Annotated in this window: 18 protein-coding genes, 1 pseudogene and 1 other annotated feature; of the genes and pseudogenes, 4 read left to right on the top strand and 15 right to left on the bottom strand. The window is 41.3% G+C overall.

Annotated elements, in window-relative coordinates; all coding sequences use genetic code 11:
* Positions 1-107 precede the first annotated feature (107 nt).
* Together apf and AC3XNE_RS06750 are read right to left on the bottom strand one after the other, a co-directional pair.
* Positions 108-707, bottom strand: coding sequence for an aggregation-promoting factor (gene apf, locus AC3XNE_RS06755; RefSeq protein WP_489831340.1), 600 nt, complete (start codon positions 705-707; stop codon positions 108-110).
* A gap of 579 nt (positions 708-1286) precedes the next feature.
* On the bottom strand, positions 1287-1802 hold the full coding sequence (locus tag AC3XNE_RS06750; protein ID WP_489831339.1) for a nitroreductase family protein: 516 nt from the start codon (positions 1800-1802) through the stop codon (positions 1287-1289).
* A gap of 204 nt (positions 1803-2006) precedes the next feature.
* On the opposite strand from AC3XNE_RS06750, the gene mscL reads away from it, so the two are divergent.
* A complete protein-coding gene (gene mscL / locus AC3XNE_RS06745; protein ID WP_489831338.1) occupies positions 2007-2450 on the top strand; it encodes a large-conductance mechanosensitive channel protein MscL in 444 nt (147 codons plus the stop codon).
* A gap of 283 nt (positions 2451-2733) precedes the next feature.
* Here the strand turns inward: mscL and guaB are convergent, their stop codons facing one another.
* From guaB to AC3XNE_RS06725, 4 genes are all read right to left on the bottom strand, one after another.
* Positions 2734-4221, bottom strand: a complete 1488-nt coding sequence (gene guaB, locus AC3XNE_RS06740) for an IMP dehydrogenase (protein ID WP_489831337.1) — start codon at positions 4219-4221, stop codon at positions 2734-2736.
* A 259-nt stretch (positions 4222-4480) separates the two neighbouring features.
* Positions 4481-7366, bottom strand: coding sequence for a DUF3427 domain-containing protein (locus AC3XNE_RS06735; protein WP_489831336.1), 2886 nt, complete (start codon positions 7364-7366; stop codon positions 4481-4483).
* Entirely contained in the window at positions 7359-7778 is a 420-nt protein-coding gene (locus tag AC3XNE_RS06730) for a (deoxy)nucleoside triphosphate pyrophosphohydrolase (RefSeq protein WP_489831335.1), read from the bottom strand. The genes AC3XNE_RS06735 and AC3XNE_RS06730 overlap by 8 nt, the downstream gene beginning before the upstream one ends.
* A gap of 339 nt (positions 7779-8117) precedes the next feature.
* On the bottom strand, positions 8118-9428 hold the full coding sequence (locus tag AC3XNE_RS06725; RefSeq protein WP_010499933.1) for an IS1380 family transposase: 1311 nt from the start codon (positions 9426-9428) through the stop codon (positions 8118-8120).
* 247 nt (positions 9429-9675) lie between these two features.
* Here AC3XNE_RS06725 and AC3XNE_RS06720 point away from each other — a divergent pair, with 247 nt between their 5' ends.
* Positions 9676-10119 carry a nucleoside-diphosphate kinase gene (locus AC3XNE_RS06720; RefSeq protein WP_489831334.1) on the top strand — a complete coding sequence of 148 codons (444 nt, stop codon included), beginning with the start codon at positions 9676-9678 and terminating at the stop codon, positions 10117-10119.
* Positions 10120-10165: 46 nt separating this feature from the next.
* On the opposite strand, the gene AC3XNE_RS06715 is transcribed toward AC3XNE_RS06720, so the two are convergent.
* Both AC3XNE_RS06715 and AC3XNE_RS06710 read right to left on the bottom strand, forming a co-directional pair.
* The gene (locus tag AC3XNE_RS06715) at positions 10166-11662 is read right to left on the bottom strand and encodes an amidase family protein (RefSeq protein WP_489831333.1); all 1497 of its coding nucleotides are present in this window, start codon (positions 11660-11662) and stop codon (positions 10166-10168) included.
* A 116-nt stretch (positions 11663-11778) separates the two neighbouring features.
* Positions 11779-13992 carry an alpha-galactosidase gene (locus tag AC3XNE_RS06710; protein ID WP_489831332.1) on the bottom strand — a complete coding sequence of 738 codons (2214 nt, stop codon included), beginning with the start codon at positions 13990-13992 and terminating at the stop codon, positions 11779-11781.
* Positions 13993-14391: 399 nt separating this feature from the next.
* Here AC3XNE_RS06710 and eno point away from each other — a divergent pair, with 399 nt between their 5' ends.
* The gene (gene eno / locus AC3XNE_RS06705; RefSeq protein WP_489831331.1) at positions 14392-15672 is read left to right on the top strand and encodes a phosphopyruvate hydratase; all 1281 of its coding nucleotides are present in this window, start codon (positions 14392-14394) and stop codon (positions 15670-15672) included.
* Between the two features lie 202 nt (positions 15673-15874).
* Entirely contained in the window at positions 15875-16774 is a 900-nt protein-coding gene (locus AC3XNE_RS06700; protein WP_489833384.1) for an undecaprenyl-diphosphate phosphatase, read from the top strand.
* A 145-nt stretch (positions 16775-16919) separates the two neighbouring features.
* Here AC3XNE_RS06700 and AC3XNE_RS06695 read toward each other — a convergent pair whose 3' ends face one another.
* The 7 genes and pseudogenes from AC3XNE_RS06695 to AC3XNE_RS06665 form a co-directional block, all read right to left on the bottom strand.
* A complete protein-coding gene (locus AC3XNE_RS06695) occupies positions 16920-17438 on the bottom strand; it encodes a methylated-DNA--[protein]-cysteine S-methyltransferase (RefSeq protein WP_489831330.1) in 519 nt (172 codons plus the stop codon).
* Between the two features lie 14 nt (positions 17439-17452).
* Positions 17453-18244: a tyrosine-protein phosphatase gene (locus AC3XNE_RS06690; RefSeq protein WP_489831329.1), complete on the bottom strand. Its 792-nt coding sequence runs from the start codon at positions 18242-18244 to the stop codon at positions 17453-17455.
* Positions 18245-18360: 116 nt separating this feature from the next.
* Positions 18361-19731, bottom strand: coding sequence for a hemolysin family protein (locus tag AC3XNE_RS06685; protein WP_489831328.1), 1371 nt, complete (start codon positions 19729-19731; stop codon positions 18361-18363).
* Positions 19732-19998: 267 nt separating this feature from the next.
* The gene (locus tag AC3XNE_RS06680) at positions 19999-20826 is read right to left on the bottom strand and encodes a MetQ/NlpA family ABC transporter substrate-binding protein (protein ID WP_489831327.1); all 828 of its coding nucleotides are present in this window, start codon (positions 20824-20826) and stop codon (positions 19999-20001) included.
* Positions 20827-20876: 50 nt separating this feature from the next.
* Complete coding sequence (locus AC3XNE_RS06675; protein WP_489831326.1) at positions 20877-21563, bottom strand: methionine ABC transporter permease; 687 nt, start codon at positions 21561-21563, stop codon at positions 20877-20879.
* Positions 21556-22599, bottom strand: a complete 1044-nt coding sequence (locus tag AC3XNE_RS06670; RefSeq protein ID WP_489831325.1) for a methionine ABC transporter ATP-binding protein — start codon at positions 22597-22599, stop codon at positions 21556-21558. Before AC3XNE_RS06670 ends, AC3XNE_RS06675 begins: the two co-directional genes overlap by 8 nt.
* Before the next feature lie 211 nt (positions 22600-22810).
* Positions 22811-23038 (bottom strand) — a binding site (T-box leader).
* Positions 23039-23186: 148 nt separating this feature from the next.
* Positions 23187-25171: pseudogene (locus AC3XNE_RS06665) on the bottom strand (glucose PTS transporter subunit IIA).
* Positions 25172-25178: the final 7 nt, after the last annotated feature.

Genomic DNA, 25178 nt, shown 5'->3' with positions numbered 1-25178 from the left:
TTCGAGTACACAAAATAAAACCGGTCATCAACAGCAAAAAAGCTAGGTAAAAAGACATTGAACATCTTTTACCTAGCTTTTATTTTGTTCTTAACTAAGCGTTTATCTTAGTACCAACCAAATTCATTTGAATGTTTTAAAGCATTCGACCATGAACCATATCTATTGTTGACATAATTGTCAGCAGCTTTTTCCTGGTTAGCCTGTGAGAGGTCACCATTTAGCATAGAACGGTCTAATTGGTATTTACCAACATATCTGCCGTTTTGAGCTGAATATGAATTACCAGACTCACGAGCTGCAATTTGGTCTTTAGCAGATGCTTCTGATGAGCTCAAGGAGTTATTAGAAGTTGTTGCTTTTTGAGCAGGTGCCTGTTTCTGTGCAGGTGCTTTATGCTGAACCGAAACTTTTGGTTGAGCAGGTGCCTGTGCTTTGGCAGGTGCTTGCACTTGTTTTGGTTGTTCTACGACTTTTACATTACCTTTGCTATCAATATCAAGCTTTTGACCAGGAAGGATAAAGTTGATATCAGCTAATTCATTTGCCTTTTCGATCGCTGCAACCGTTGTGTGGTTAGCAGCAGCAATACCTGAAACTGTATCTCCTGCTTTAACTGTAACTGTGTCAGCATTAGCTGCGATAGTTGTCATTCCGAATAATCCGGCTGCTGCTGTAACTGTAAGTAATGTTTGCTTTAAATTCATAAAAAATATTTCACTCCTGTGTTTTTTTGGCTAGCAGCTCTAAAGTTTTTAGAGCCCTGACAAGTTCAAGCCTTGTGCTTGACCGACTTGCCTACTTAGTATATTTCGGTTCATCTCTCGAACCAACGTTGACTAGTATATGCAGTTGATGTTACATAGACGTTTCGTGTTGCTAACACCACTACTTTTCTTTCGTAATATAATGTTACAAACGTAATCTTTTGTAACATTAATTCTAAGAATATTGTCCACAAAGTAGTTATAAAACGCTTAAGCGTAGCACTTAATAACTGCACTGGTTATGTAACAAAATCTAAAAAATCTAGAGGTGATTTCAGAAATTTTTTTGGTTTTCAGGAAATTTTTTTGTTTCTTTTTTCAAAAAAACCAATTTTTAAGATTTTTTAGGCTGTTTTAGGAATTGATGTAACTTCAACGTAATTTTTCAAACTAGTGTAAAAAAACTACGTTACTTCTTATAAAAATTCAACTTTGAATCGTCACAAAGCAAAAATAAAGAGCAACCGCCTTTTATAAAGACGCTCACTCTTTCGACAAATGTTTGCTTAAAAAACCAAATTATTCTTCAATTTTATTTTTAGCTACCTCATGCCGCCCCTTTTCAGCTTTTGGTACTGGCTCACTTGGATAACCAACAGCTAAGGAGATCACTGGTGAAAAACCTGTTGGGATCTGCAATTTATTTAATAGACCATCATCTTTACTCAAAGGTACTAACGCACCCATGATCACACAGCTTGCCAGATCCTTCGCTGTCGCTGCCAACGCCATATTTTCTACCATTGTCCCAGCAGAAACACATTCCATTGGTCCGACTGAACTTCCTGTTTTTTGAGCAGAAATTATAATAATAGCAGGTGCACCATAGTATGGGTTGCTAACACTGTCAGCTTCAACTTGTTTGATAGCATTTGGATCTGTTAGTAAAGTGAAATGAAACTTTTCGTACTCTCCCATACCAACCGGACCTGCTTCTCCAGCAGCCATAATATCTTGCAAGTCAGCAGCAGATACACTTTTCTCAGAATAATCTCTGATCGCACGACGCTGATAGATAGTTTGCTCAAAATCCATTTTAATTACTCCCTTTCTATAAGTAATTATCTCTCTCTTTATCTTCATTATAAATGGAATTTAAGCAAAGTAGAAGTACCTACGCTGCTTGAATATCAATTATCGGTTAAATAATTATCAAAAAAGATAAGCATATTATTTTCGCAAAATAATGACTGTGATTATAATGGACGATGTACATATTTTAAGAGAGGTGCTTAATACATGATAAAGGAATTTAAAGAATTTATTGCGCAAGGAAATGTGCTTGATTTGGCAGTAGGTGTCATCATTGGGAGTGCTTTTACAGCAATTGTTAATTCATTAGTTGAAAACTTGATCAACCCGCTGATCGGTTTGTTTATTGGTGGGATCGACTTCTCAGACTGGATCTTAAAAGTCGGCGACGCCAAATTTAAGGTCGGTACATTTATTAATTCGATCATCAGCTTCTTGATCATTGCTTTCATTGTCTTCTTGATCGTTAAAGCTGTCAATAAGATCATGCCTAAAAAAGAAGAGGAAGAAGAAGTTGATCCTCAAGTTCAATTACTGACTGATATTCGTGATGCTGTAGCTCCCGAAAAAGCCGCACTATCCGATGTTGATCCACAAGATTTAGAGACAAGTGTTGACCAAGACAGTTCCACAGACTCTCAAAGTAAATAATTTATAGCAAAAGAAGATCCCCGTGGTTTTAAAAAATCGCTGGGATCTTCTTTTGCTTGTTGTAATTTAAAGAATTTATCTACTTTGCCTTGAACTGATGGGAACTTCTGTATATTTTCATCTACTTTCCCTCCGACTGATGAGATCTTTCCCAAACTTCTATCTGCTCTGTCCAAAAATGCCGTAAATACTTGACACCGCTTTGTATCCAAATAACTGTATAAAAAATAGGACGCGTCTGCATCCTATTGTGCTTTAAAAATCATTTTATCCCAAACCAGATTTAGCTTCTTGAGTAATTTGGAGCTTCTTTCGTGATTTGAATATCGTGCGGGTGTGATTCGATCAAACCTGCACTAGTAATTTGAACAAACTGGGCATTTTCTGCCAAATATTCAAGGTCAGGTGCTCCACAGTATCCCATGCCTGAACGGAGACCACCCAGCATTTGATAAACAACGTCGCCAACCTTACCCTTATAGGCAACCTGCCCTTCGATACCTTCCGGAACAAGTTTATTAGCTTCATTAACTCCGCTTTGGAAGTATCGGTCAGCTGAACCATGAGTCGAGTCCATTGCACTCATGCTGCCCATTCCACGGTAAGTCTTGAAACGACGGCCCTGGTAGATCACAGTTTCGCCGGGAGCTTCATCCGTTCCGGCCAACATTGAACCAAGCATAACTGCATTGCCACCAGCGGCTAATGCTTTAACAATATCTCCTGAGTACTTGATACCACCATCGGCAATGATCTTCTTACCATACTGATGCGCAACTTCAGCAGCGTCATAGATTGCAGTTATCTGAGGGACACCCACGCCTGCTACAACACGTGTCGTGCAGATCGAACCGGGGCCGATACCAACTTTGACCACATCGACACCCGCTTCATACAGGGCCTTTGTTGCAGCACCCGTTGCTACATTACCAGCGATCAAAATAGCCTCTGGGAACTTCTCTCGTATCTCAGCGATCTTACGTAAAACTCCGGCTGAATGACCATGGGCAGTGTCGATCACCAAAGCATCCGCACCTGCATCGAGCAAAGCAGCTGCTCTATCAAATGTGTCACTTGTTACACCGACGGCTGCTGCAACTAACAAACGTCCATGTTTATCTTTGGCGGAGTTGGGATATTCAACTACCTTTTCAATGTCTTTGATCGTGATCAAGCCTGACAAACGCCCTTCATCATCAATGATCGGCAGTTTTTCGATTTTATTGGATTGCAAAGTCTTTTCTGCTTCATCCAAAGACGTACCTTCATTTGCGGTAACTAAGTTATCTTTAGTCATGACCTCATCGATCGCAACTTTAGGGTCATTGACAAAACGCGTATCACGGTTGGTAATGATCCCGCAAAATACCTTGTTTTCCATTGTTTCAACGATCGGCACACCACTGATCCGGTACCGATTCATTAATTCTTCTGCCTGTGCAACAGTGTCTTGTGGTGTTAAATAAAAAGGATCAATGATCACGCCACTCTCAGAACGCTTGACCTTACGAACTGCATCAGCCTGAGCTTCGATCGTCATATTTTTATGAATAACGCCCATTCCGCCTTGCCTTGCCATCCCGATCGCCATCTGTGATTCAGTGACCGTATCCATTCCTGCACTGAGGATCGGGACGTTTAACTTTAGATTTGGAGCAAGTTGTACACCCAAATCAACTTCATCCGGCAAAACGTGACTTTCAGCCGGAATCAACAATACATCATCAAAGGTCAAACCTTGTTTGGCAAATTTTGTCTCCCAGTTAGACATCAAAAAACGCTCCTTTTCATTTAGTGAACAAATAGGTATTTTACTTATTACTTAGGCTAAACTTGGCAAATACAGATCTTGGTCTTATACTTCAATTTATCCTATATGAATATATTGTTTTCTAATGTACAAAAAAAGGCTTGCGATTGCAAGCTTTCTTAGATTTTCCTAATAAAAAAGTTAACTATTTTTGTACTCTCACAAAAAGATTTCGTCTTTGGGACGCTTTATCAGCAATAACAGCAAAAATGTTCCGTTATTAGCTGTTTTCTTGTCCCGTTAAATACTTCAACTGCTTATATGGCAAGGGTCGTTTAAATTTCAGATCCATTCCAACAACGCGTTTAGGTTTAGATTTACCAGACGGCATAGTTTCTTCTGCCACGCTGTTTGGTACCACATTGGCTGGGCCTAAGTACGTATATCCCTTACCCTCAGCATCACTGCGTTTGGCAAAAACCATCAATTTTAGCTTCTGGTCACCATTTTCATCAACCGCTAGTAACCGTTTGACTTCTGCCGAATCTAAGGTCCGTGGACTGCGTGTATACCACCTGATCGCTGAATTATTAGCCAACGCATTTTGATAATTACGGCTTTCAGAAACCTTTTCACCTTTATGATAGGTAATAAATAGCGGACATTCCTGCTCTCCGACCCAATAGCCGTACATAGGGGCACTCAAATCTTTTGTCCAATTCAACAAACGACAGACATCTTTGCGATCATAACGTTGGTAAAGTGTGAATTGCTGGCTATTATCATATTCCTGGTTTAGATGAAGACCGCAATTTAACACGTCTTTCAATAAAGAAATAAAATCACTGTCTTGACCGGCAGCTTCCTTAAGCTTAGGAGCCAGTTGGTAGTAAAAACCATCGTGGACTATCAACGAACATCCACCGTATTCATCTGACTTGATCTTCTTGCCTGATTTAACGGCAAAAAAATTTAGGCCTAATATCGTATCTAGCGAATTAAACAGTTGCTCATTGTAATAACAGCCGTATTTATCAAATTCATCCACCAACTCTTGTTCTGAAACTGACTCTTCTTGCAGCAACAAGCGCAACAATAACAATTCGTGGGGACGTTTGCCATAGGCTAATTCCTGGCTAACAAAAGTCAAGACTTGGTCTTGATACTTAGTCAAAGATATATTTTCGTGCATTTTAAGCAAAAATCGACCATAGTTGCTGATCCGCGCATTTCCTAAAAAAACTCTTGGATCAAGAGAATTTTGCTCTGAATAATCACACAGTAAAGGTGCACGTCCCAGTCTTTCTTTAAGTTCCGCAAACCCTTTTTTCAGCTCATTTAAACTATCTAGCTTGACTGCGTCCAATGCCGCAAAGATCCGCTGCTTGGCGATGCTGCTAAAACTGATCGTTGATAAGCCCAAGATCGGTTTGAACGCTAATTCTCTTTTCGCACTGTCCTTGCTTCTAGAATGATCATCATGTAATGCGATAGGGATCAAATAGTTATTCTTATAGTTACCAATAAAATCGATCACGGTCACGTAATCCTTACCCGGATACTTACGTAAACCGCGCCCCAATTGCTGAATAAAAACTATACTCGACTGCGTATTACGCAACAAAATGACCTGATCAACACACGGAATATCGATCCCTTCATTAAAGATATTGACAGTCACTAAATATTCGACTTGCCCATCTTCCAGCCTTTTCACAGCAGCATCACGCTGGCTGATACTTTGCTCATTAGTCAGTGCCAGACTTGGATGACCTCGTTTGGTAAACAAATCTGCCAGTTCTCTTGCCTCGTCTTGACGACTGCAAAAGATCAAGCCGTGCGGTGGTCGTGTAGTATCACCATAGTAGTCCACTTGACGCAAGACATGATCGACTCGTTCCTCAGAAGTTAGACGGCTCAAATTGGCTGTTTCATCGATCGACTTTCCATCTACTTCATAATCGGTGACTCCAACATAATGAAATGGACACAGCATATCTTCTGCTAAGGCCTGTTGTAAACGGATCTCATAAGCAATATGATGGTCGTACAGTTCAAAAACATCAAAATCATCTGTCCGTTCTGGTGTAGCGGTCATTCCTAATATAAATTTGGGTCGAAAGTAGTTTAAGATCCTTTGATAACTTTGAGCTCCACTACGATGTGCTTCATCGATCATCACATAGTCAAATTCTTTTGGAGAAAACTGTTCCATTACCGCTGGTTTACTAAGAGTTTGCACAGTTGCAAATAAATATTTGGCAGTAGTTTGTTGGTGTTTACCTGATAGTATCCCAAAATCTTGAGATGTTCCGCCAAGTACATTATGAAATGAATCACGGGCTGTTTCCAAAATCTGTTCGCGATGAACAATGAATAAAAATCGTTTGGGAGCAAAATACTGCACATCAAAAGCTCCCAAGTACGTCTTTCCTGTCCCCGTTGCCGAGATCAGTAAAGCTCTGCGTGCACCATCTTGCCGCAATTTTTTCAAATTAGTCAACGCTTGGCGTTGCATATTGTTAGGAATGATTTTTTTAGTCGTTAAACTGTTCCTTACAGTCCCAGGTCTTCTTTGTGCCTCAACATAACTAGCCGCATATTCTTTGATCCATGCGTCAGTTAACAATGAAGCTTTTTCCCATTGTTGCTGAAATTGCTGTTCAATTTGGGTAAACAAAGCACCCTGAACAGTTGATCTTAATCGGATATTCCATTCATAGTTGGTCAACATAGCCGCACGTGTCAAATTAGCACTGCCGATGATCGCTGTTTTTTCAGTACCATCATCAAACAAATATCCCTTAGTATGAAAACCGGCAACTTCGGTGATCTTGACTGTTAAGTTAGGGATCTTCTTCAGCTCGGCAAACATTATCGGCTCATTGAATCCCAAATAATCCGAAGTCAGCAAATATCCGGAGACATTTTTAACAGCCAGCTCGCTCATAGCTGCCTTAAAAGGCGTCAGCATATCTTTAGTAATAAAAGCGACAGCGATACTAAAAGATTGGCAGACAGCAAACTCATCCAGTAAATGTTCCCAGATCGTTTCTTGTTCGCTATTAACCAGTAACTTAGGCGTTAGCATTTCGTTACCCGTGTATTTTTGTTGATCAAACAAGCCATGCATGACAGCTTGTTTCAATTCATAGTTATCATTCATCAAATTTTATCTTCCTTAGATCGTGCTGGCTCAACCATTCTAAAACAGGCCGGCTAGCCGGTAACCACTTTAAGTCCGCTAGTTCTTCGGGTGTCCCCCATCGAAACTTAGTGTGTGCCTCATGTTGCAAGTTGTTAGTTTGCAGGCGACCACAAAAAAACTGAATATGTATCTTGGCATAACTATATTCATAGTCTGTAGGTGCAGGGATCTGCTGTCCCAAAACTACCTCATCGCCTAATTCTTCTTCGACCTCACGCTTCAATGCCTGTCGCGGTGTTTCACCCGGATCTATCTTACCGCCTGGAAATTCATAGTAACCACCACCAACTCGATGAGTCTGACGCTGACCAGTCAAGATTTGGTCCCCGTCGATCAAGACAGCTGCCACAACATTTTGTTCAGGTTTCATTTCTATTACCCCCAGTCTCTCTTCATTCCTGTTTCAACTCCCTTTAATGATTGCAGATTTATGCAACATTTTGGGGGGCGTGAATTGGACATAGTAAAATTTCCTGTGACCCTGGTTTGAAAAACATAGAGCGAAACACTGCCCGCTTAAATTATTTAAGTTACATTAACGTTTACCATTTTTCCTGAATTATTCATACTTTTCGTTGCAGTTAAAACTTTGTGCAAAGTTACTTTAGTGTGTAAAAAAAGCAGCTTTTTGTTAGTTTTGTTGTCGGACTGTTTAAAAAAGGACAGACTTCACCCTTTCCCTAAGAAAAACATTTTTTATTTTGTGAGTTCACAGCGGATATATTTTTAGATTTTGAATCTTGAACAGTGTCTGCCAAAATAATTTATCGAACACATTGGTCTGAGATAAATGGACCCAGACTTGACGCGCATGGTGCGTGACCTTAGCTGCCACATGGAGTAATTTAAAACGGATCGTCCCGACCTGAGCGTGTTTAAGCTTTGTTGGTAAAACTAAGTTCTTCATGGCTTGCAGTATATTATAAGCGACCCCAGCTACCAGCATCCGGAACTCATTGGCCTCAAAACTAGAACTGTCCGTTTTATCAAAGTGAAAGCCACGTTTAACTTCTTTGATCAAGTCTTCCATGGAACCGCGTTGGTGATAGAGGGCAAAGACTTGTGGACCGCTTAATTCTTCCAAGTTGGTCACGATAAACTCATGGTCAAACAGAAAGTTGCCCGCCGGCCGCGTTGATTTAATAATCACACGATAAGGTCGTGACCAACTTTGAGGACAATAGTCTCGCAGGACATGCCATTGGACTTCAGCTTCGGTGAAGTCCTGGTCACCCACTTGGATCAGGTTTTCAGCCCGACTTTGGAGCTGGTAGTTCGCTTTTAAACGAATCACGAACTTAGCCTGCTTTTTATCACACGCATGGTAGATCCCTGGAGCTGCGAAACCAGAATCTCCCCGCACTAAGACATCCAGGGAAGATCCGTCATAGGCCCGTAAGCTCCGTAATAAAAATTTAGTCGCACCTTGGGAAGTATAGCGATTGCCGGGGCGTAATTGAGCATTCAACAAGCAGCCCGATAAAGCATCAAAGGCTAGTAAAGGATGATAACCGTTGGTCTGGTAGTGACCGTTATAAGCACTCTTTTCTTGGTCACCAAACGTATCGGCATGTGTCGAATCTAGATCAAGGATCAGCTGATGTTGATTTAGCTGCCCAAGAACAAAGTGAGCTACCGAGCCGAGCAATGATTTGACTGAAAAGAGCCCAGACGCTGAAATGTGATTGATAAAGCGTGAAAGTGTCGGCTGGGAAGCGACCGCTTGAGACAAGACCAGCTTAAAATCAACGGCGTGTGACAAGGTATTAGCCGACTGATCTTGGCAGTATCCTGCCAGCAATTGCAACAGCAACTGCTTAAATAAATTGTTCAAGGGAAAGGTACAATATTTACGGTCATCTTTAAAATGCAAGTTATCTTCTAAGAGCTGGTCAAAGTGAATTTGGTGCAGAAATTCAGCAATTAATAAAGTTCCGGCATCGTTCGCTAACTCACCACCGTCATTAGAAATGTTGATCTGGTCATTGAATAAAAGTTTTTCATGATGTAAAGTTGACATAAGGAGCACTCCTGTTCTTTGTGGTTTTCAACGACTTAACAATAGCACAGGATGTGCTCTTTTTGTACACCCAACAGGTGAAAAACGAAAAAGATGCGAACTAGCATGACAACAACAAAAAGTAGTCCTTAAGGGAAAAGTATGAATAATTCAGGTTTTTCTTTCTTTTTTAAAAAAAATTGCTTATCATTAACATAATTAGCAATTTAGCTAAGAATTAAAATTAATTTTATGGGGGTCACAAAATATGGCAACAGAACGAACACTGATCTTGATCAAGCCAGATGGAGTTAAGGCTCACCACATCGGCCAGATCATTACAAGGATCGAAGACAAAGGGTATTCGATCGACGGGTTAAAAGTCACAATGGCTACACCGGAATTACTCAAAAAACACTATGTTGACAAGGTGGATAAACCCTACTTTTCTGAAATTGAAAGTTACATGTTGGAAGGACCGATCGTAGCGATCATCGCTAGCGGCTCCCGCGTAATCAAGGGATTACATACCATTGCAGGCGACACAAGTTCAAATCAAGCAGCCCCTGGCACGATCCGCGGCGACTTTGGCCGCATGTTTGACGATGGCATCTTACGCAATGTCGTTCACAGTTCGGATGATCCGCATAATGCAGAAAATGAGATCAAGTTATGGTTCCCAGAATTATCTCCAAAAAAAGATAAAAAATAAGAAGAAACACAAAACGAGCGTCATTTGCACTAGGCGCTCGTTTTGTTTACTTCATATCTTCATATGCTTGGGCAAAATTCAACACAGTCTGATCAGCGCCAAAGTCCCCCACCAACTGCATTCCGATCGGCTTTTCATGCTCGCTGAATTTGCAAGGGACGGAAATTGCAGGATAACCTAAAGCATTAAATATTCCTAAGTTGGTATCCATGCCCAGCGAGCCCATAATTAAATCTTCTAATGAGCCATCCAAGGCTGGCAATTTAGTAGCAGTAAAGGGCGTTGCCGGCATCGCAAGAATATCGAAACCTTCAATCACCTTGGCAAATTTCTCTTTCAACCTAAGGAGTAAGTTTTGTGCCCTGCCATAATAATCGACTGACGCGTGATCGGCCAGCATCCCACTGTACAAGATGACCTGCACGATCGGCGGCAATTTATGATATGTCTCCGGCATTAGTTGTTTCTCCAACGTCTCACTCAAATCAACTGGATAGTAATTCTCACTACCAATACTTGAGCCACCTGCTTTGATCAGCTGACGGTATGTCGAGATCGTATTCATGGTATCCACGACCGTGCGTCCCATATCAAAGTCGGGGAGCGAGACCTCCTCGACCTTTACACCAAGTTTTTCGAAAGCCAAAATATTAGTTTTCACAGTTTCATCCACGATTTTTTCAGAGCGTTTCAAGCCAAAGCCTTCTTTAACAAGGCCTATTTTTTTACCACGAAGGTCTGTTGTCAAATTATTAGCAAAATCAAATGTCTGCTGTATTTCATTTTGCCGGCTGTCAAAGCCATCTGGACCAGCCAAAACATCTGCAGCTAAAACAATGTTAGCCATACTTTGTGACATTGGCCCCACATGATCTAATAGCTGGTCGACGGACCCGATCCCTGTATAAGGGATCAAACCACGTGAGGGTTTGAAACCGTATATTCCACACCAAGAAGCTGGGATACGGATCGAACCAGTCTGGTCACAACCCAAGGCAAAATCAACTTGACCGCTAGCCACCAAAGCTGCCGAACCACTCGACGAACCGCCGGCTGAATAGCCGGGCAACCGTGGATTTTGGACCAAACCAGTATCCGCTGTAAAGCTGCTGCCTGCTACAAAAAGATTTTCGCTGACAGCCTTACCTTTGATCTCAGCCCCGGCAGCCAACAAACGGCTGATCACCGTTGCATCAGCTTGTGGTCGATAACCGTCAAGCAACTTCGTCCCCATTTGCATCGGAACATCAGCGATCATAATGTTGTCCTTAACTGCTACTTTCTTGCCAAGTAAGGGGCCACGGTCAGCATGTTCGATCTTAGTTTTAACGTACCACGCGTTATTTTGGTCATCTGAAAATGGACGCTCCTGATAAGTTCTTTTGTATGGAGAACTAGCCGTCAGGACCGGTGAATACTCCAAAACATCACAAAATGTTGCTAAAAAGTCTTCGTCTAACATTTGCCAGTACTTTTCTTTTTGTTCCTGCGGCAAATCAACTTCCTCGATCCGCTTAAAAAAATCTTCCTTATTAAATCCCATCTTCTGCCTCCAGCCTGGATCGTTTTACTTATTATAGCAAACTAATTTGCTAAATTCTGCACCAGCGACACTGAATTATAGATGAATAGTTTTGTAAAATTAAACACTTACATGCTCTATTTAACTGCCTTCAATTCAAAAACTGCACTATCAAAATCGCCCTCATTTTGGGTCAATGGGTAGATCCCGATTCGCATCAATTCACTACCATATGCAGTATACTCACCGTTGACACTATATTTTAACTGGGGATCTAATCCCACAAAATTCAACATGTGTAAAGGCGTAGAAGCTTCGGAAAAGATATTAAAATACATTGCCACGGCCTCTTTTTTATCCTCAGAGACAAACATCCAAGCTGTCCTAGTTGTTTCAAAAGGATTTTGTAGGCGATAAAATTTACCGAACTGAATCAAACGTCGGTGAGCCTTATACCACTCAACCTGTAATTTGACCTCTTGTCTTTCATTTTCCAATAAATTTAACGGATTTAATTCGTAGCCCAGGTTCCCGCTTGAGGCTACAAGACCGCGGGTCCTTAATGGGGTCATCCGGCCCGTCTGCTCATTAGGCACCGCGGAAACATGGGCACCCATTGAAACAACCGGGTATAATAAACTCGTGCCGTACTGGATCTTCAAACGTGCAATTGCATCCGTATTATCGGAGGTCCATGTTTGCGGCATATAATACAACATCCCAGCATCATATCGACCGCCCCCACCAGAGCAACTTTCAAATAAAATGTCGGGATATTCGTCAGTCAAACGTTCTAATAGAGCATAGAGCCCTAAGATATAACGGTGGGAGACCTCTCCTTGTTCTGAAGCAGAAAGCTGCGTGTCATAAATTTCGGTCATATTGCGGTTCATATCCCACTTGATATAATCAAGATCAGCATGCTCAATAATATAAGATATCCGTTCAAATAAATAAGTGCGAACTTCTTTTCTTCCAAGATTTAACACGAATTGGATGCGGTCGATCGATCGCCTTTGACCTGGGATCTCCAAGACCCAATCAGGATGATCCTGGTATAATTTCGACTTAACGGAGATCATTTCCGGTTCAAACCACAGTCCAAATTTCATATCTAAACTGTGACAATAATCACTCAGCGGTTTTAGCCCATTGGGCAACTTCTTACGGTCAACGATCCAATCTCCCAGTGAACTATCAGGTGCATCCCGTTTACCAAACCAACCATCATCTAAGACAAACATTTCGATCCCTAGTTCATGGGAAGATGAAATAATTTCTTGCAACTTTTCTTCATCAAAATTAAAATAGGTGGCCTCCCAGTTGTTCAGCAAGATCGGACGTGTTTGCTGAGAGAACTTGCTTTTCATCAAATGCTCCAAAAATAACTTGTGGAAACTTTGGGACATCGAGTTCAAGCCTTGATCGCTGTGCACTAAAACTGCTTCTGGTGATTGAAATGACTTTTGTGGTTTTAACCACCATTCAAAATTCTGATCATTGATCCCCATCTGAACACGAACCTGGTTGTAACCGTCCATTTGGATCACAGACTTATGACTCCCGCTGTAAATCAAACAAAAGCCAAATACTTCCCCAGAAAACTCAGTAGCATGCGGATCGACCAGTGCACAAAATGGATTTTGCGTATGTCCTGATGCTCCACGTTTGGAATCTAAGATCTTGATCCCCGTGCTCAATGGTTCGACAGTCACATTTCTTTCTTGTGCGTACCTGCCGTTTAATTGCAACAAGTCTAATTCATTATCAGGTGAATCCAAACTAAATGAAGACAACCGTTCAACTCGTACAGGCTGATCTCCCATATTTTTGACACGTGTGTTGCGTGTAATAACAGGAAGATCTCGAAAAATCGTATATGACAAATAGAGTTCCAAGTGGGCATCACTTTCAACTAATTTTATAGTTAACGTTTCAGACTCATCTTCCCTGGAGAAAGTTGCTGGCATACCAGTCAACTTAGGCTTACCCGCTGAGATCGAATAAGAATCATAGGTGAAATTGACGGTCCGCGAACCATTAGCAAATTCAACCACGATCCCAGGTTCCCGGTAATCGGCACCACCCGCTCCCGGAAATTCCTGCGGCAAAGTACTTAAAGAAAAATCTCTGGTATCTATATCTTCTGGGCTGGGAGCAAAATGACGCATCAAACGAGGATAGCGGCGCAAATTTGAATAATGATCGACCGCAGTGCCATAGTAATGATGGGCTAATATTTTCTCATCTTCGACCCCTAAAATATAGCTGACTTGAGAATTATGCAAGTGAAAAGTTAACGGCCTAGGAATGACCTCGATCAGATCCGCACTTTTGTTTGTTTTTCCCACAGAATTACCTCCTCGTATTTTAATAAAAGTTCAAACTTAAGGTGCCCAAATAAAAATGCAACAGTTCATTTCGACACGTTTTTCAAGTTAATGTTTTAAAACATGTTATAAAGAAAACTTTGAACGGTCAATTTTTCAGCTCATTCACGCTAAATCAGCTTTTAGATCATACTTATCTAGATAAATAGCAGCTTTTTGCAAATAAGAAATCGCTTTTTCTGAAAACTTATGAAAACATTAGCTAGTTTGCTTAGATATTCACATATTTAGCTTGTTTTTCATCACTAAAAACGATAAAATAATGAAGGTGGATGAATGTCAGTGAGTTCATCAAAAATATTTTTTCTGGACTAGTGAGATCACTTGAGTGGTTTCACATGAAAGAGAGGAGCTTATTAAATGTCTGTTTATATTGAAAAGGTTAAAGGGCGCGAAATCTTTGATTCCCGTGGCAACCCGACTGTTGAAGCCGATGTGATCTTGTCAGACGGCACAATGGGTCGCGCTGCTGTTCCATCTGGTGCTTCTACTGGTGAAAGAGAAGCCGTTGAATTACGTGATGGTGGTGACCGTCTTCAAGGTAAAGGTGTTTTGAAGGCTGTTAATAATGTAAATACTGAAATCAATGATGCTTTGCATGGTGTAGACCCATTCAACCAAGCAGCAGTTGACCAAATCATGATCGACCTTGATGGTACTGATAATAAAGGCCGCTTAGGTGCCAACGCTATTTTGGGTGTATCCATGGCTAACTGCCGTGCAGCAGCTAATTACGAAGGTATTCCTTTGTATCGTTACCTTGGTGGTACACATGCAGAATTACCTCAGTCATTCCACAACGTTATCAATGGTGGTAAACATGCCGATTCTGGTATCGACACACAGGAATTCATGATTTCTCCAGTTAAGAAAGAATCATTCCGTGACGGCATCGAAAAAATCGCTAACGTTTACCATACATTAAAGAGTGTTTTGGCTGAAAAGGGCTACGAAACAGGCTTGGGTGACGAAGGTGGCTTTGCTCCACGTTTGGATTCAACTGAAGAAGCGATCGAAATGCTCGTTGCAGCTATCAAACAAGCAGGCTACGAACCAGGCGAAGAGATCGCTATTGCTTTGGACCCTGCTTCATCAGAATTTTACGACCATGAAACTGGTAACTACAAATTCGAAGGAACAGAGAAGACTCCTGACGAAATGATCAAGTACTACGAGGGCTTAGTTGAAAAATACCCGATCATTTCTATCGAAGATCCATTTGGCGAAGACGACTGGGATAACTACGCTAAGTTCACTGCAGCTGTTGGCGACAAAGTTCAAATCGTTGACGATGACTTAGTTGTTACAAATCCTGCTATCGTTCGTGACGCTATCAAGAAGGGTTGCGGTAACGCTGTCTTGATCAAGCTTAACCAAATCGGGACAGTTACAGAAACATTGCAAACGATCCGCATGGCTAAGAAGAATGGCTGGACAGTTATGATGTCACACCGTTCGGGTGAAACTGGCGATACGTTCATCGCTGACTTCGCTGTTGCCACAGAATCTGGCGAAATCAAGACTGGTGCTATGGCACGTTCAGAACGTGTTGAAAAGTACAACCAACTTCTCCGTATTGAAGAAGAACTCAAGGGTACAGCACCTGTTGCACGTTTCCCACACAGTGTCGACTTTGACTAATATTTGAAAATTAACACATCAATGTGTTTGGCTCAGCTCTCTTGTTTGAGAGCTGAGCCTTTTTTATGCGTTTGAAATTAGGGTTTTAGAAAGGATATTCCTTACTTTTTTACTGAAACAAAGAAAGCGAGTAATATCTCCTATAAAAATTAAATTTCCATAAATTTAGTATGAAAACTTGAACACAATCCAAAAAATAGCTATGATAGTTTCTGTTACTAAACAAATAGCGTACATATTTAACGCAAGAAAGGATCAATTTCTTTTGGATATTATAAAATCGATAATTTTAGGCATCGTCGAGGGGATCACTGAATTCTTGCCGATCAGTTCAACTGGCCACTTGGTCTTGGTCGATGAATTCATCAAGATGCAGCAGCCTAAGCAATTTACAGATATGTTTAATGTTGTGATCCAATTAGGTGCCATTCTCGCTGTGGTCGTCTTATACTTCCACAAACTTAATCCCTTGTCTCCCAAAAAATCGGGACAGGAGAAGAAAAATACCTGGGATCTCTGGTTTAAAGTAGTCGTGGCGGTTTTGCCATCGGTGATCATCGGCTTACCGCTTAATGACTGGATGGACGAACATTTGATGAATTGGGCGGTTGTTTCAGCAACCTTGATTATTTACGGTATCCTGTTCATCGTTGTCGAGAATCGTAATGAAAAGAAAAAATCAGACGTCCACGCGAGATATTCAGATCTTGGCAGCCTACCATACAGCATTGCTCTTTTTATAGGTATGTTCCAAGTTCTCTCTTTGATACCTGGAACTTCACGCTCAGGTGCAACGATCTTAGGCGCCATCTTGATCGGGGCTTCTCGTTATGTCGGAACTGAATTTTCTTTCTTCCTAGCGATCCCGACGATGTTTGGCGCATCACTATTGAAAATCGTTAAGTTTTTCGCCAAAGGTGGTTCACTGGGAGGGCAACAAGGAGTGATCTTATTAGTTGGTATGATCGTTTCATTTATCGTAGCTTACCTGTCTATCCGGTTCTTAATGAACTACATTAAGAACAATGATTTCAAAGCCTTCGGTTGGTACCGGATCATCCTCGGGGCGCTCGTGATCGGAGTCAACTTGTTCTTCATTTAGGAATCTAAGAACGTAAAAAAATAGTGTTTACACTCAAAAAGGAGCCAGAAATTAAAAACAAATTCCTGTCTCCCTTTTTGGTGCCTGATTTAAGGACGATAATTTTGTCAAGAAAGGGACTTTGCACATTATGGCAAAATCCCTTCTAGTATTGATTTAAAGTCGCATGTTCAAGTTCTAATAAAGCTTGCTTTCGTTGCAAACCGCCAGCATACCCGGTCAAGGAACCATCACTGCCGATCACCCGATGGCATGGAATAAAAATACTGAGCGGATTGTGACCGACAGCTCCAGCGACAGAACGCGCGTATTTGGCAGACATGGCCAGGTTTTTTACTACAGCAGCCAAATCTTGATAAGTGATCGTTTGCCCGTAAGGTACTTTTCGTAAAGCAAGTAAAACAGACTGTCTAAACGTGGTCACCTGTGGTCTTAACTTGATCAAGTTACAATCAGGTCTTTGTTCGCCAAAATACTGGTCGAGCCAAACAGCGGCCTGATTCAAAACTCGGTCTTCTTGCACTTGGATCTGCGCTTGGTCCACCCCCGCAGCAAAATACTTCTGTCCTTCAAACCAACAGCCGATCAACTCTTGCCCATCACTAGCCAACAATAATTCTCCCAACGGAGAACGATAAGTTTGCGCATTAACTTTTTCGGTCACATGATCCCTTCTCACTATTTGAGGTACAACTTACTCAACTTTTCAAGATCTTCATCCGACAATTTCATCTTGTCTTGCAAATAGTTTTGCACAGAGCCAGATATTGTGTCAGCTGTATGATACAGAGTATCAAAGTTTTCACCGGCTACAGCCAAATTAGAGTTCAACTCATTAGCCAAACTATCCTGGTCATTATCAGTCAAAATGTTATTTATCATATCGTTCGAAGCATTAGAATAATAAAGATTGGTCATCAAATAATCATTCAAAATTGCCTCTTCTTTAACTTGCAAAGCATTCAAGACCAAAAATCCGCCGACACCAGTCCGATCCTTGCCAGCTGCACAATGAAATACCAAGCTTTCAGCGGGACGGTCATTTTTTAATAACAGTTGGAACAAATTGCGATAAACATGTTGGGCGTGCGGATCTGCCAACATTTGCGCGTATGATTCATCAACAAAAGACAAGTTGCCAGTTTTCAGCTTCATCGAACCAACAACGCCTAAATTTTTAAATAAGGACGATGCGAATGGGTACACTGATAAGTTGTAATAATGTGCCCCTTCAGGCATCTTATCTGGAAAATAAGTGGACTCCGACTCTGAACGTAGGTCGACCACATATTTGAGACCGTAATCTTTCAAATAATCCACATCTTCTGGTGCTAATTCACCAAGATTACCGCTCCGTAAAAGTTTGTGCCACTGAGTTACTTGGCCATTCTTGGTTGGATAACCACCCATTTCGCGAAAGTTCACACCAAATTTGAGTTTTAACATCCGATCTTTTTCCAAAACAGTCACCCCTTCAAACTTCTTATCGATAACAAAATCAATCGCTTTTGAAAAGCTTTATTTAAAAAAAGACGGGGCTTGATCTCCCGTCTTTTTCACCTTCATCTACTATTTAAACATATTGACTAGTCTTCAGTCGAGTTGTTTGTTTCTGGATCGTCACTAGACACAGGTTTTTCTTCCGGCAACTTTTCAACGATCATCCATTCAATATAATTTCGATTGAACTCTGTTACCTTTATATTAAGCTGACCGATTTGGATCTGGCTGCCAAGCTTGATCTTATAGTTTTCAAGTAAGTACCCGGCAACAGTTACAGATTCAGACTCTTGAAAATACTTGTCTTTAAAACGAAAATAGCGTTCAAAATCATAGAGAGTAGTCTTACCAGAAACACTATATGTCCCATCACCATTGTCAATAATATCATCAGGTGAAACGTCATCAGCCTCATCTTTGACCGTACCAAACAATTCTTCATAAATATCTCGGTCGGTCACGATCCCACTAGTCCCACCATATTCATCCAAGATCACTACCATTGGAACGTGCTTTTGAATCATTTGTTTCAATAGGTTTTGAATAGGAGTAACCTCTGGAGCAGTACTGATCGTCCGCATTAACTTGGCGACACGAACTGAACCATCAACTTGGGCTTGCCGTACAATATCATAGATATAGACGTAGCCCAAGATCTTATCTTTATCATTATTAGCTACAACCGGATAACGACTAAACTTTTGTTCCAAATAAGGATCAGTGACATCGTCCACTGTATCTGTCACATCAATAACTTCTAAACTAGTCCGATCGACCATGATATCTTTGGCGACTTTATCATTAAATTCGAAAGCGCGCTCCATATACAAATAATCATTACGATCGATCGACCCCCCAGTAACAGCGTTTTTAGAGATATTCAAAATTTCGTTTTGAGATAAAACGTCATCATCTTCACCCGCAGGTTTTAACCCTATCAAACGCACGATCCCAGTTGCGGAAACGTTCAATAACCAAACAAATGGGTAAAAGGCAATGTGAAAATAATGTAACGGAGTAACAATGAACATCATCATTTTCATCGGCATATCGATACTGATATTTTTCGGTACGATCTCAGTCAAGACGACTTCCAAGTAGGTCAATAAAACAACACCCAAAATAGCACTGATCGAAACAGCCGTTGTATGATTAACAGGTAAAACCCCAAACAAATCGAGAAAGAGCTTAGTTAATGAATCAGCACCGATCCAACCTAAGATGATCCCGGTCAACGAAACTCCGACCTGTGTAGTTGACAAATATTCATTCATATTATTTATCATCTGTAAGGCTAATTTTAATTTGCGCTGATTGCCATTTCCGTTCTCAATAGCACTTTCTACCGCACTTTTACGCAAAGTTACAATGGCGAATTCCGACGCAACGAAAAAAGCCGCAAAAAAGAATACGATCAATACGATGATCAAATTCGTGATCGCTTGACCACTTGACATTAAGTCATTCCTCATTTCTAAAATATACTTATATTTATTCTAAATATATAATAGCACCTTTTGTCAAAGTTATGTATAAACTTCGCTGTCAGAAGGAAGGAAAATTTAAGTCCTTAGTTACTTAGCACTATGCTAGTTGAAATACCAAATTGCTTTTATTAGCCTGAAGTCCTGGTTTACCCCTAATTTCGCCCCAAATTTTGACCGGTGTATACAAAAAAGCCGCTGCTTTTAACAACGACCTTTCGATACCACATATTTTTACATCTACTTAGACGGAAGTACGCCGCCCTTATATTGCTTTTTGATCCAGTTTTGTGTTGAATCTGATTGCAAGACTTTCATTAGTTTCTTGATAGCTGGTTTCTTAGTATCACCCTTACGAACAGCTACGATGTTTACGTACGGGGAAGATTTTTTCTCCAATGCGATACTATCTTTAGGTGGATTTAAACCAGCCTGCACTGCATAGTTAGCATTGATCACAGTGGCTGCGGCCTCATTTGCTTCATACAACTTAGGCATCAACTTAGGTTCATAGGTGTGCTTGAACTTCAAGTTTTTCTTATTGGTTGCTATGTCATCAAATGTTGCAGTTTCAAGGTTAGTACCCTTTTTGACGGTGATCAAACCAGCATCTTTAAAAATCTGCAAAACTCGACCCCAATCAGCAACACTGCTGGAAACTAAAACTGTTGAATTATTAGGCAGATCCTTTAGATCCTTATACTTCTTGGAATAAACACCGATCGGTTCCAAATGAACACCACCAGCATCAACTAAATTACCCTTGTTCTTTTTATTCCAATTATTTAAAAACGGTTTATGTTGAAAGTAGTTAGCATCTAATTCCTTAGAAGCTAAGGCCTTATTAGGCATTACATAATCATCAAAGACCTTGACTTTTAAATTAACGCCTTGCTTTTTCAACTGTGGCTTAACATGCTCCAAAATTTTTGCGTGTGGATTAGATGAAGCCCCGACCGTGATGGTCGTGGTCTTTTGGCTTGAGCTATCCTTAGAACCACATCCGACTAACAGAAAAACACTGGCTGCTGCAATGGTCAATAAACTCAATAAACGTTTCTTTTTCATGTTATTCAACTCCTAGTTTTTAATTTTATCCTGTTAATTAAAACCGATCACTAACGCTTATCAACCTTTTTAGTGACCAGATCCCCCAAATACTGAAATGCAAACACAATGATCACTATCACGACTGTTGCTGCCAAGGTAATAGCGTTGTTATATGACTGGAAGCCATCTGTGTAAGCCAGCTGACCCAGTCCGCCGGCACCTATTGCACCAGCCATGGCCGTATAGCCGATCAATGAGATCGCCGTCACAGTGATACCTGAGACTAAGGCCGGCATGCTTTCTGGGATCAAAACCTTACGAACAACTTGCCAGCTGCTTGCCCCCATTGAGTATGCAGCCTCGATCACGCCACTGTCGACATCGTTAAACGCAATTTGAACCAGGCGGGCATAAAACGGAGCTGCTGATACGACCAAAGAAGGGATCGCAGCTTTGGCACCGGTAATGGCACCAACGATAACTTGAGTCACCGGCAAAAGTAAGACGATCAAAATAATAAACGGTATTGACCGGAAGACGTTGACGAAGAAGCCCACTATCCAATTTAAGATCTTAACCGCTGGGTTCTTGCTGCCATCTGTTTGGTATAATAATAGGCCTAATAAAATACCTAAAATAGCTACGATCGCGACAGACAAAACTGTCATCCATAAAGTTTCCCATGCTGCGGTCCAAACATTTGCCCAGTCAACATTATTAAACTGAAAGTATGAAGCAAGTCCCTGCTCACCCATTATTGATCACCTTCGTTTCTACACGCATTTTATTTAAGAAGTCCAAGGCACCATCAATATCTTGAGGCTCCCCTAGCAGTTGCACAAATAACGATCCTATTGCACTCTGCTTATCACCGATCTGATGGATCGAACCTTCCAAAATACTCATTGTTACATTTGGAAATTCGCGGATCATTTCAGTCACGATCGGCAACTTGACCTGATCTCCATGAAACTTAAGCGAAACGATCTTGCCTTGGGGATACTTCTTGATCAAATCAGCCGTAATCTGTTGAATATCCGGAGTTTGACTCTTATCCACCTCTGAACTGACAAAGCGCTTAGTCAATTCTTCTTGTGGATCAGTGAAGACCGTCGAAACTGGTCCTTTTTCGATCAACTTACCATCATCCATCACTGCGACAGAATCTGCCAAACGTCGAATAACATGCATCTCATGAGTAATGATAACGATCGTCAGGTTCATTTTTTGATTGATGCTGTCTAACAAGTCCAATACCTCGTCTGTCGTTTGTGGGTCCAAAGCACTCGTTGCTTCGTCCGAGATCAAAATATCCGGATCATTAGCCAACGCTCTAGCAATACCGACCCGTTGCTTTTGACCGCCAGAAAGCTGTGACGGATATGAATTCACTCGATCACCCAGCCCAACGAGGTCAGCTAATCTACGTGCCTTTTCAACACGTTCACTCTTGGAAAGCCCGCTTAACTCCATCGGAAACATGATATTTCCCAAAACAGTCCGCGACCAAAGTAAATTAAAGTGTTGAAAGATCATGCCGATCTTTTTACGCTGGTCACGCAGCTTTTCACCACTCAACGTATCGGTCCTTGTTCCGTCGATCAAAACTTCACCTGACGTCGGCATTTCTAGGCCATTCAACATTCGAACCAAAGTACTTTTACCCGCACCGGAAAATCCAACTATTCCGTAGACTTCGCCGCTGTCGACCGTCAAACTGGCATCTTGTACAGCCTTAACTTCTCCTTCCTTTGTTTGGAAGGTTTTAGAAATGTTTTTTAACTCTATCATTAGACCTGTCCTACTTTCTAACTTATGTTATTACAAATGATCATGGTATTTTCATCTGAACTCTAGCTGTTTTCTGCGAATATATTTCGTTAACCTTTTTTAAAACTCCATTCTTTTTTAACCGAAGCTGCCGAACAAAAGACCTCGTTAAACTACGCTAACAACTTATTACTCCACTCCTGTGTATAAAAAAAGCCCTCTTCCTTTATATAAAAAGGACGAGGACCCCGTGGTACCACCTTGATTGCCATTACTTTACAGTTATAGCCGCTTAGTCTCTAACAAGACTGTGATGGTATCGCGATCAGCGGACTATCAGCTTGCACTAACAGTCAACTTCAGAGCTCATCTTCATCTTCTCTTTCCATCCTTCTTTGCAGCCACCGAAGGTCTCTTAAAATGTACTAAGGAAAACTACTCTTCTCTTCAACGTTTTATATATTCTTAATGTCTTTGATATTAAGCGTTAAAATAAGGTTTGTCAACTATTTTTTTATACTTACATTAGGTATTGATGGCAAACTGCTTAATTAATAAAAAAAGGGCCGCCCAAAACATGCGTGGCGACCCAATTTCATCAAACTATTTTATTTCAATTTGATCTCGCCGACTTCATCTTTGGCAGAGACCTGTCCTGTCTTAGTTAAGTCAAAATCAGCGACTTGATCCATATTAGTAATGGCAATGATCGTTTCGGAGGATTTGCCAGCATCTGTGACAGCTTGCCAATCAGCATTAACTAAGAGGTCACCAGCCGCAACTTTTTGCCCTTCAGAAACTTTGACCTCAAATGGTGCACCTTTGAGGTCAACAGTATCGATCCCCAAGTGAACTAAGATCTCCAAACCACCCGCTGAAGTGATCCCCAAAGCATGTTTGGTAGGGAAGGCTGAACTGATCGTTCCATTAATTGGTGCGTAAATTTCACCACTCGTTGGTTCAACGATATAACCATCGCCCATCGTCTTCTGGGAAAATACATCGTCCACAGAAGACGTAATATCTGCGAGGTCGCCACTAACAGCTGCTTGTAAAATTTCCTGTTCAATTGCAGTATCTGCTTGTGGTTGAACTTCTTCTTTCGTAGAATTATCCTCTTGAGTTTCTTCGACCGTAGCACCGGCTTGTTCTGCAGCAGCGTCAGCCTTTTCAACTGCCAACTTGTCCTTCGGGATGCCGAAGAAGTAAGTGGCAATGAAACCGCCGAGATAAGATGCGATCAAGCCAATAACATAGCCCCACCAACGACCATGGTCGATCAGTGGGATCAAAGGCAAACCTGATGGTCCAATGGCAATGGAGCCGATCTTGCCGATAGCACCAATCACAGCACCACCGATACCACCACCGATACATGCAGTAATAAATGGCCGGCCTAATGGCAATGTTACAGCGTAGATCAACGGCTCACCGATCCCTAAGAAACCAACTGGTAAAGCACCCTTGATCATGTCGACTAACTTCCTATCATGACGCAGACGTATCCAAAGCGCGATCGCAGCACCGACCTGGCCACCGCCAGCCATAGCTAGGATAGGTAACAGGGGCGTATTACCAGTCTGGCTGATCATTTGCACATGGATAGGTGTTAAGATCTGGTGTAAGCCTAGCATTACCATCGGTAAGAACAATGCGCCCAGCACAAAGCCAGAGAAAGCACCACCAACGTTCAACACCCAGTTGATCGCCCCAACTAAACCATCGGAAACAAAACCAGCTAACGGCATGATAATAAAGATCTCTGCCAAACCGACCAGCAATAAACTGACCATTGGCGTGATAATAATGTCGATCGAATCAGGGATCCACTGGTGCATCTTTTTTTCAATAACAGACAGCACCCATACTGCCAAGATAACGCCAATGATACCGCCCTGGTTAGCAACTAATGCACTGCCATTAAAAAGGTTCTTGATCGGTGCATTAGGATCCATACCCGTTAGTAGGACTACCGCACCAGTAACTCCGCCAAGTGTTGGTGTTGCTCCCCAAACACGAGCGGCATTGATCCCAGTATAGATAGGCAAGTATGTAAACATACCATTTTTGATAATATTAAGAACTAGAGATATTTGATTCCAACTATCACCTGTTAAGGTCTTAGAAGTGATCAAGTTGGAAATAATTGCTGCGATACCGGCGATCAAACCAGAACCAACAAAAGCTGGGATCATTGGAACGAAGATATTAGCAATATCTTTCAACAATGATTTAAATGGCGACTTCTTTTGTTTTTCTTTAGTTTCAGCCTTAACTTCTGCGGCACGTTCTGCAGCTAAAGTCCGATTACTGTCAGATTTTTCGCCAGACTTATTGCCAGAGTAAGCTTCCATTGCTGCGTCAACTTTGTTAACTTTTCCGGGCCCAATAACAACCTGCAATTGTTCATCATTGACAACGCCCAACACTCCGGGAAGCTCTTTAAGTTTGGCTTCATCGACCTTATCATGGTCATAGATATCGAGCCGGATCCGAGTCATACAATTTTCAAAGGACTCCACATTGTCTATACCGCGGAATACTTATAAATTTTTTCCGCGACTTCTTTAGCATTAAATTCATCAGCCATAATAAAACAG

This window comes from Ligilactobacillus sp. JN-6 (Y).1 (assembly GCF_058111525.1).
This window is presented reverse-complemented; position numbering and strand designations above follow the sequence as displayed.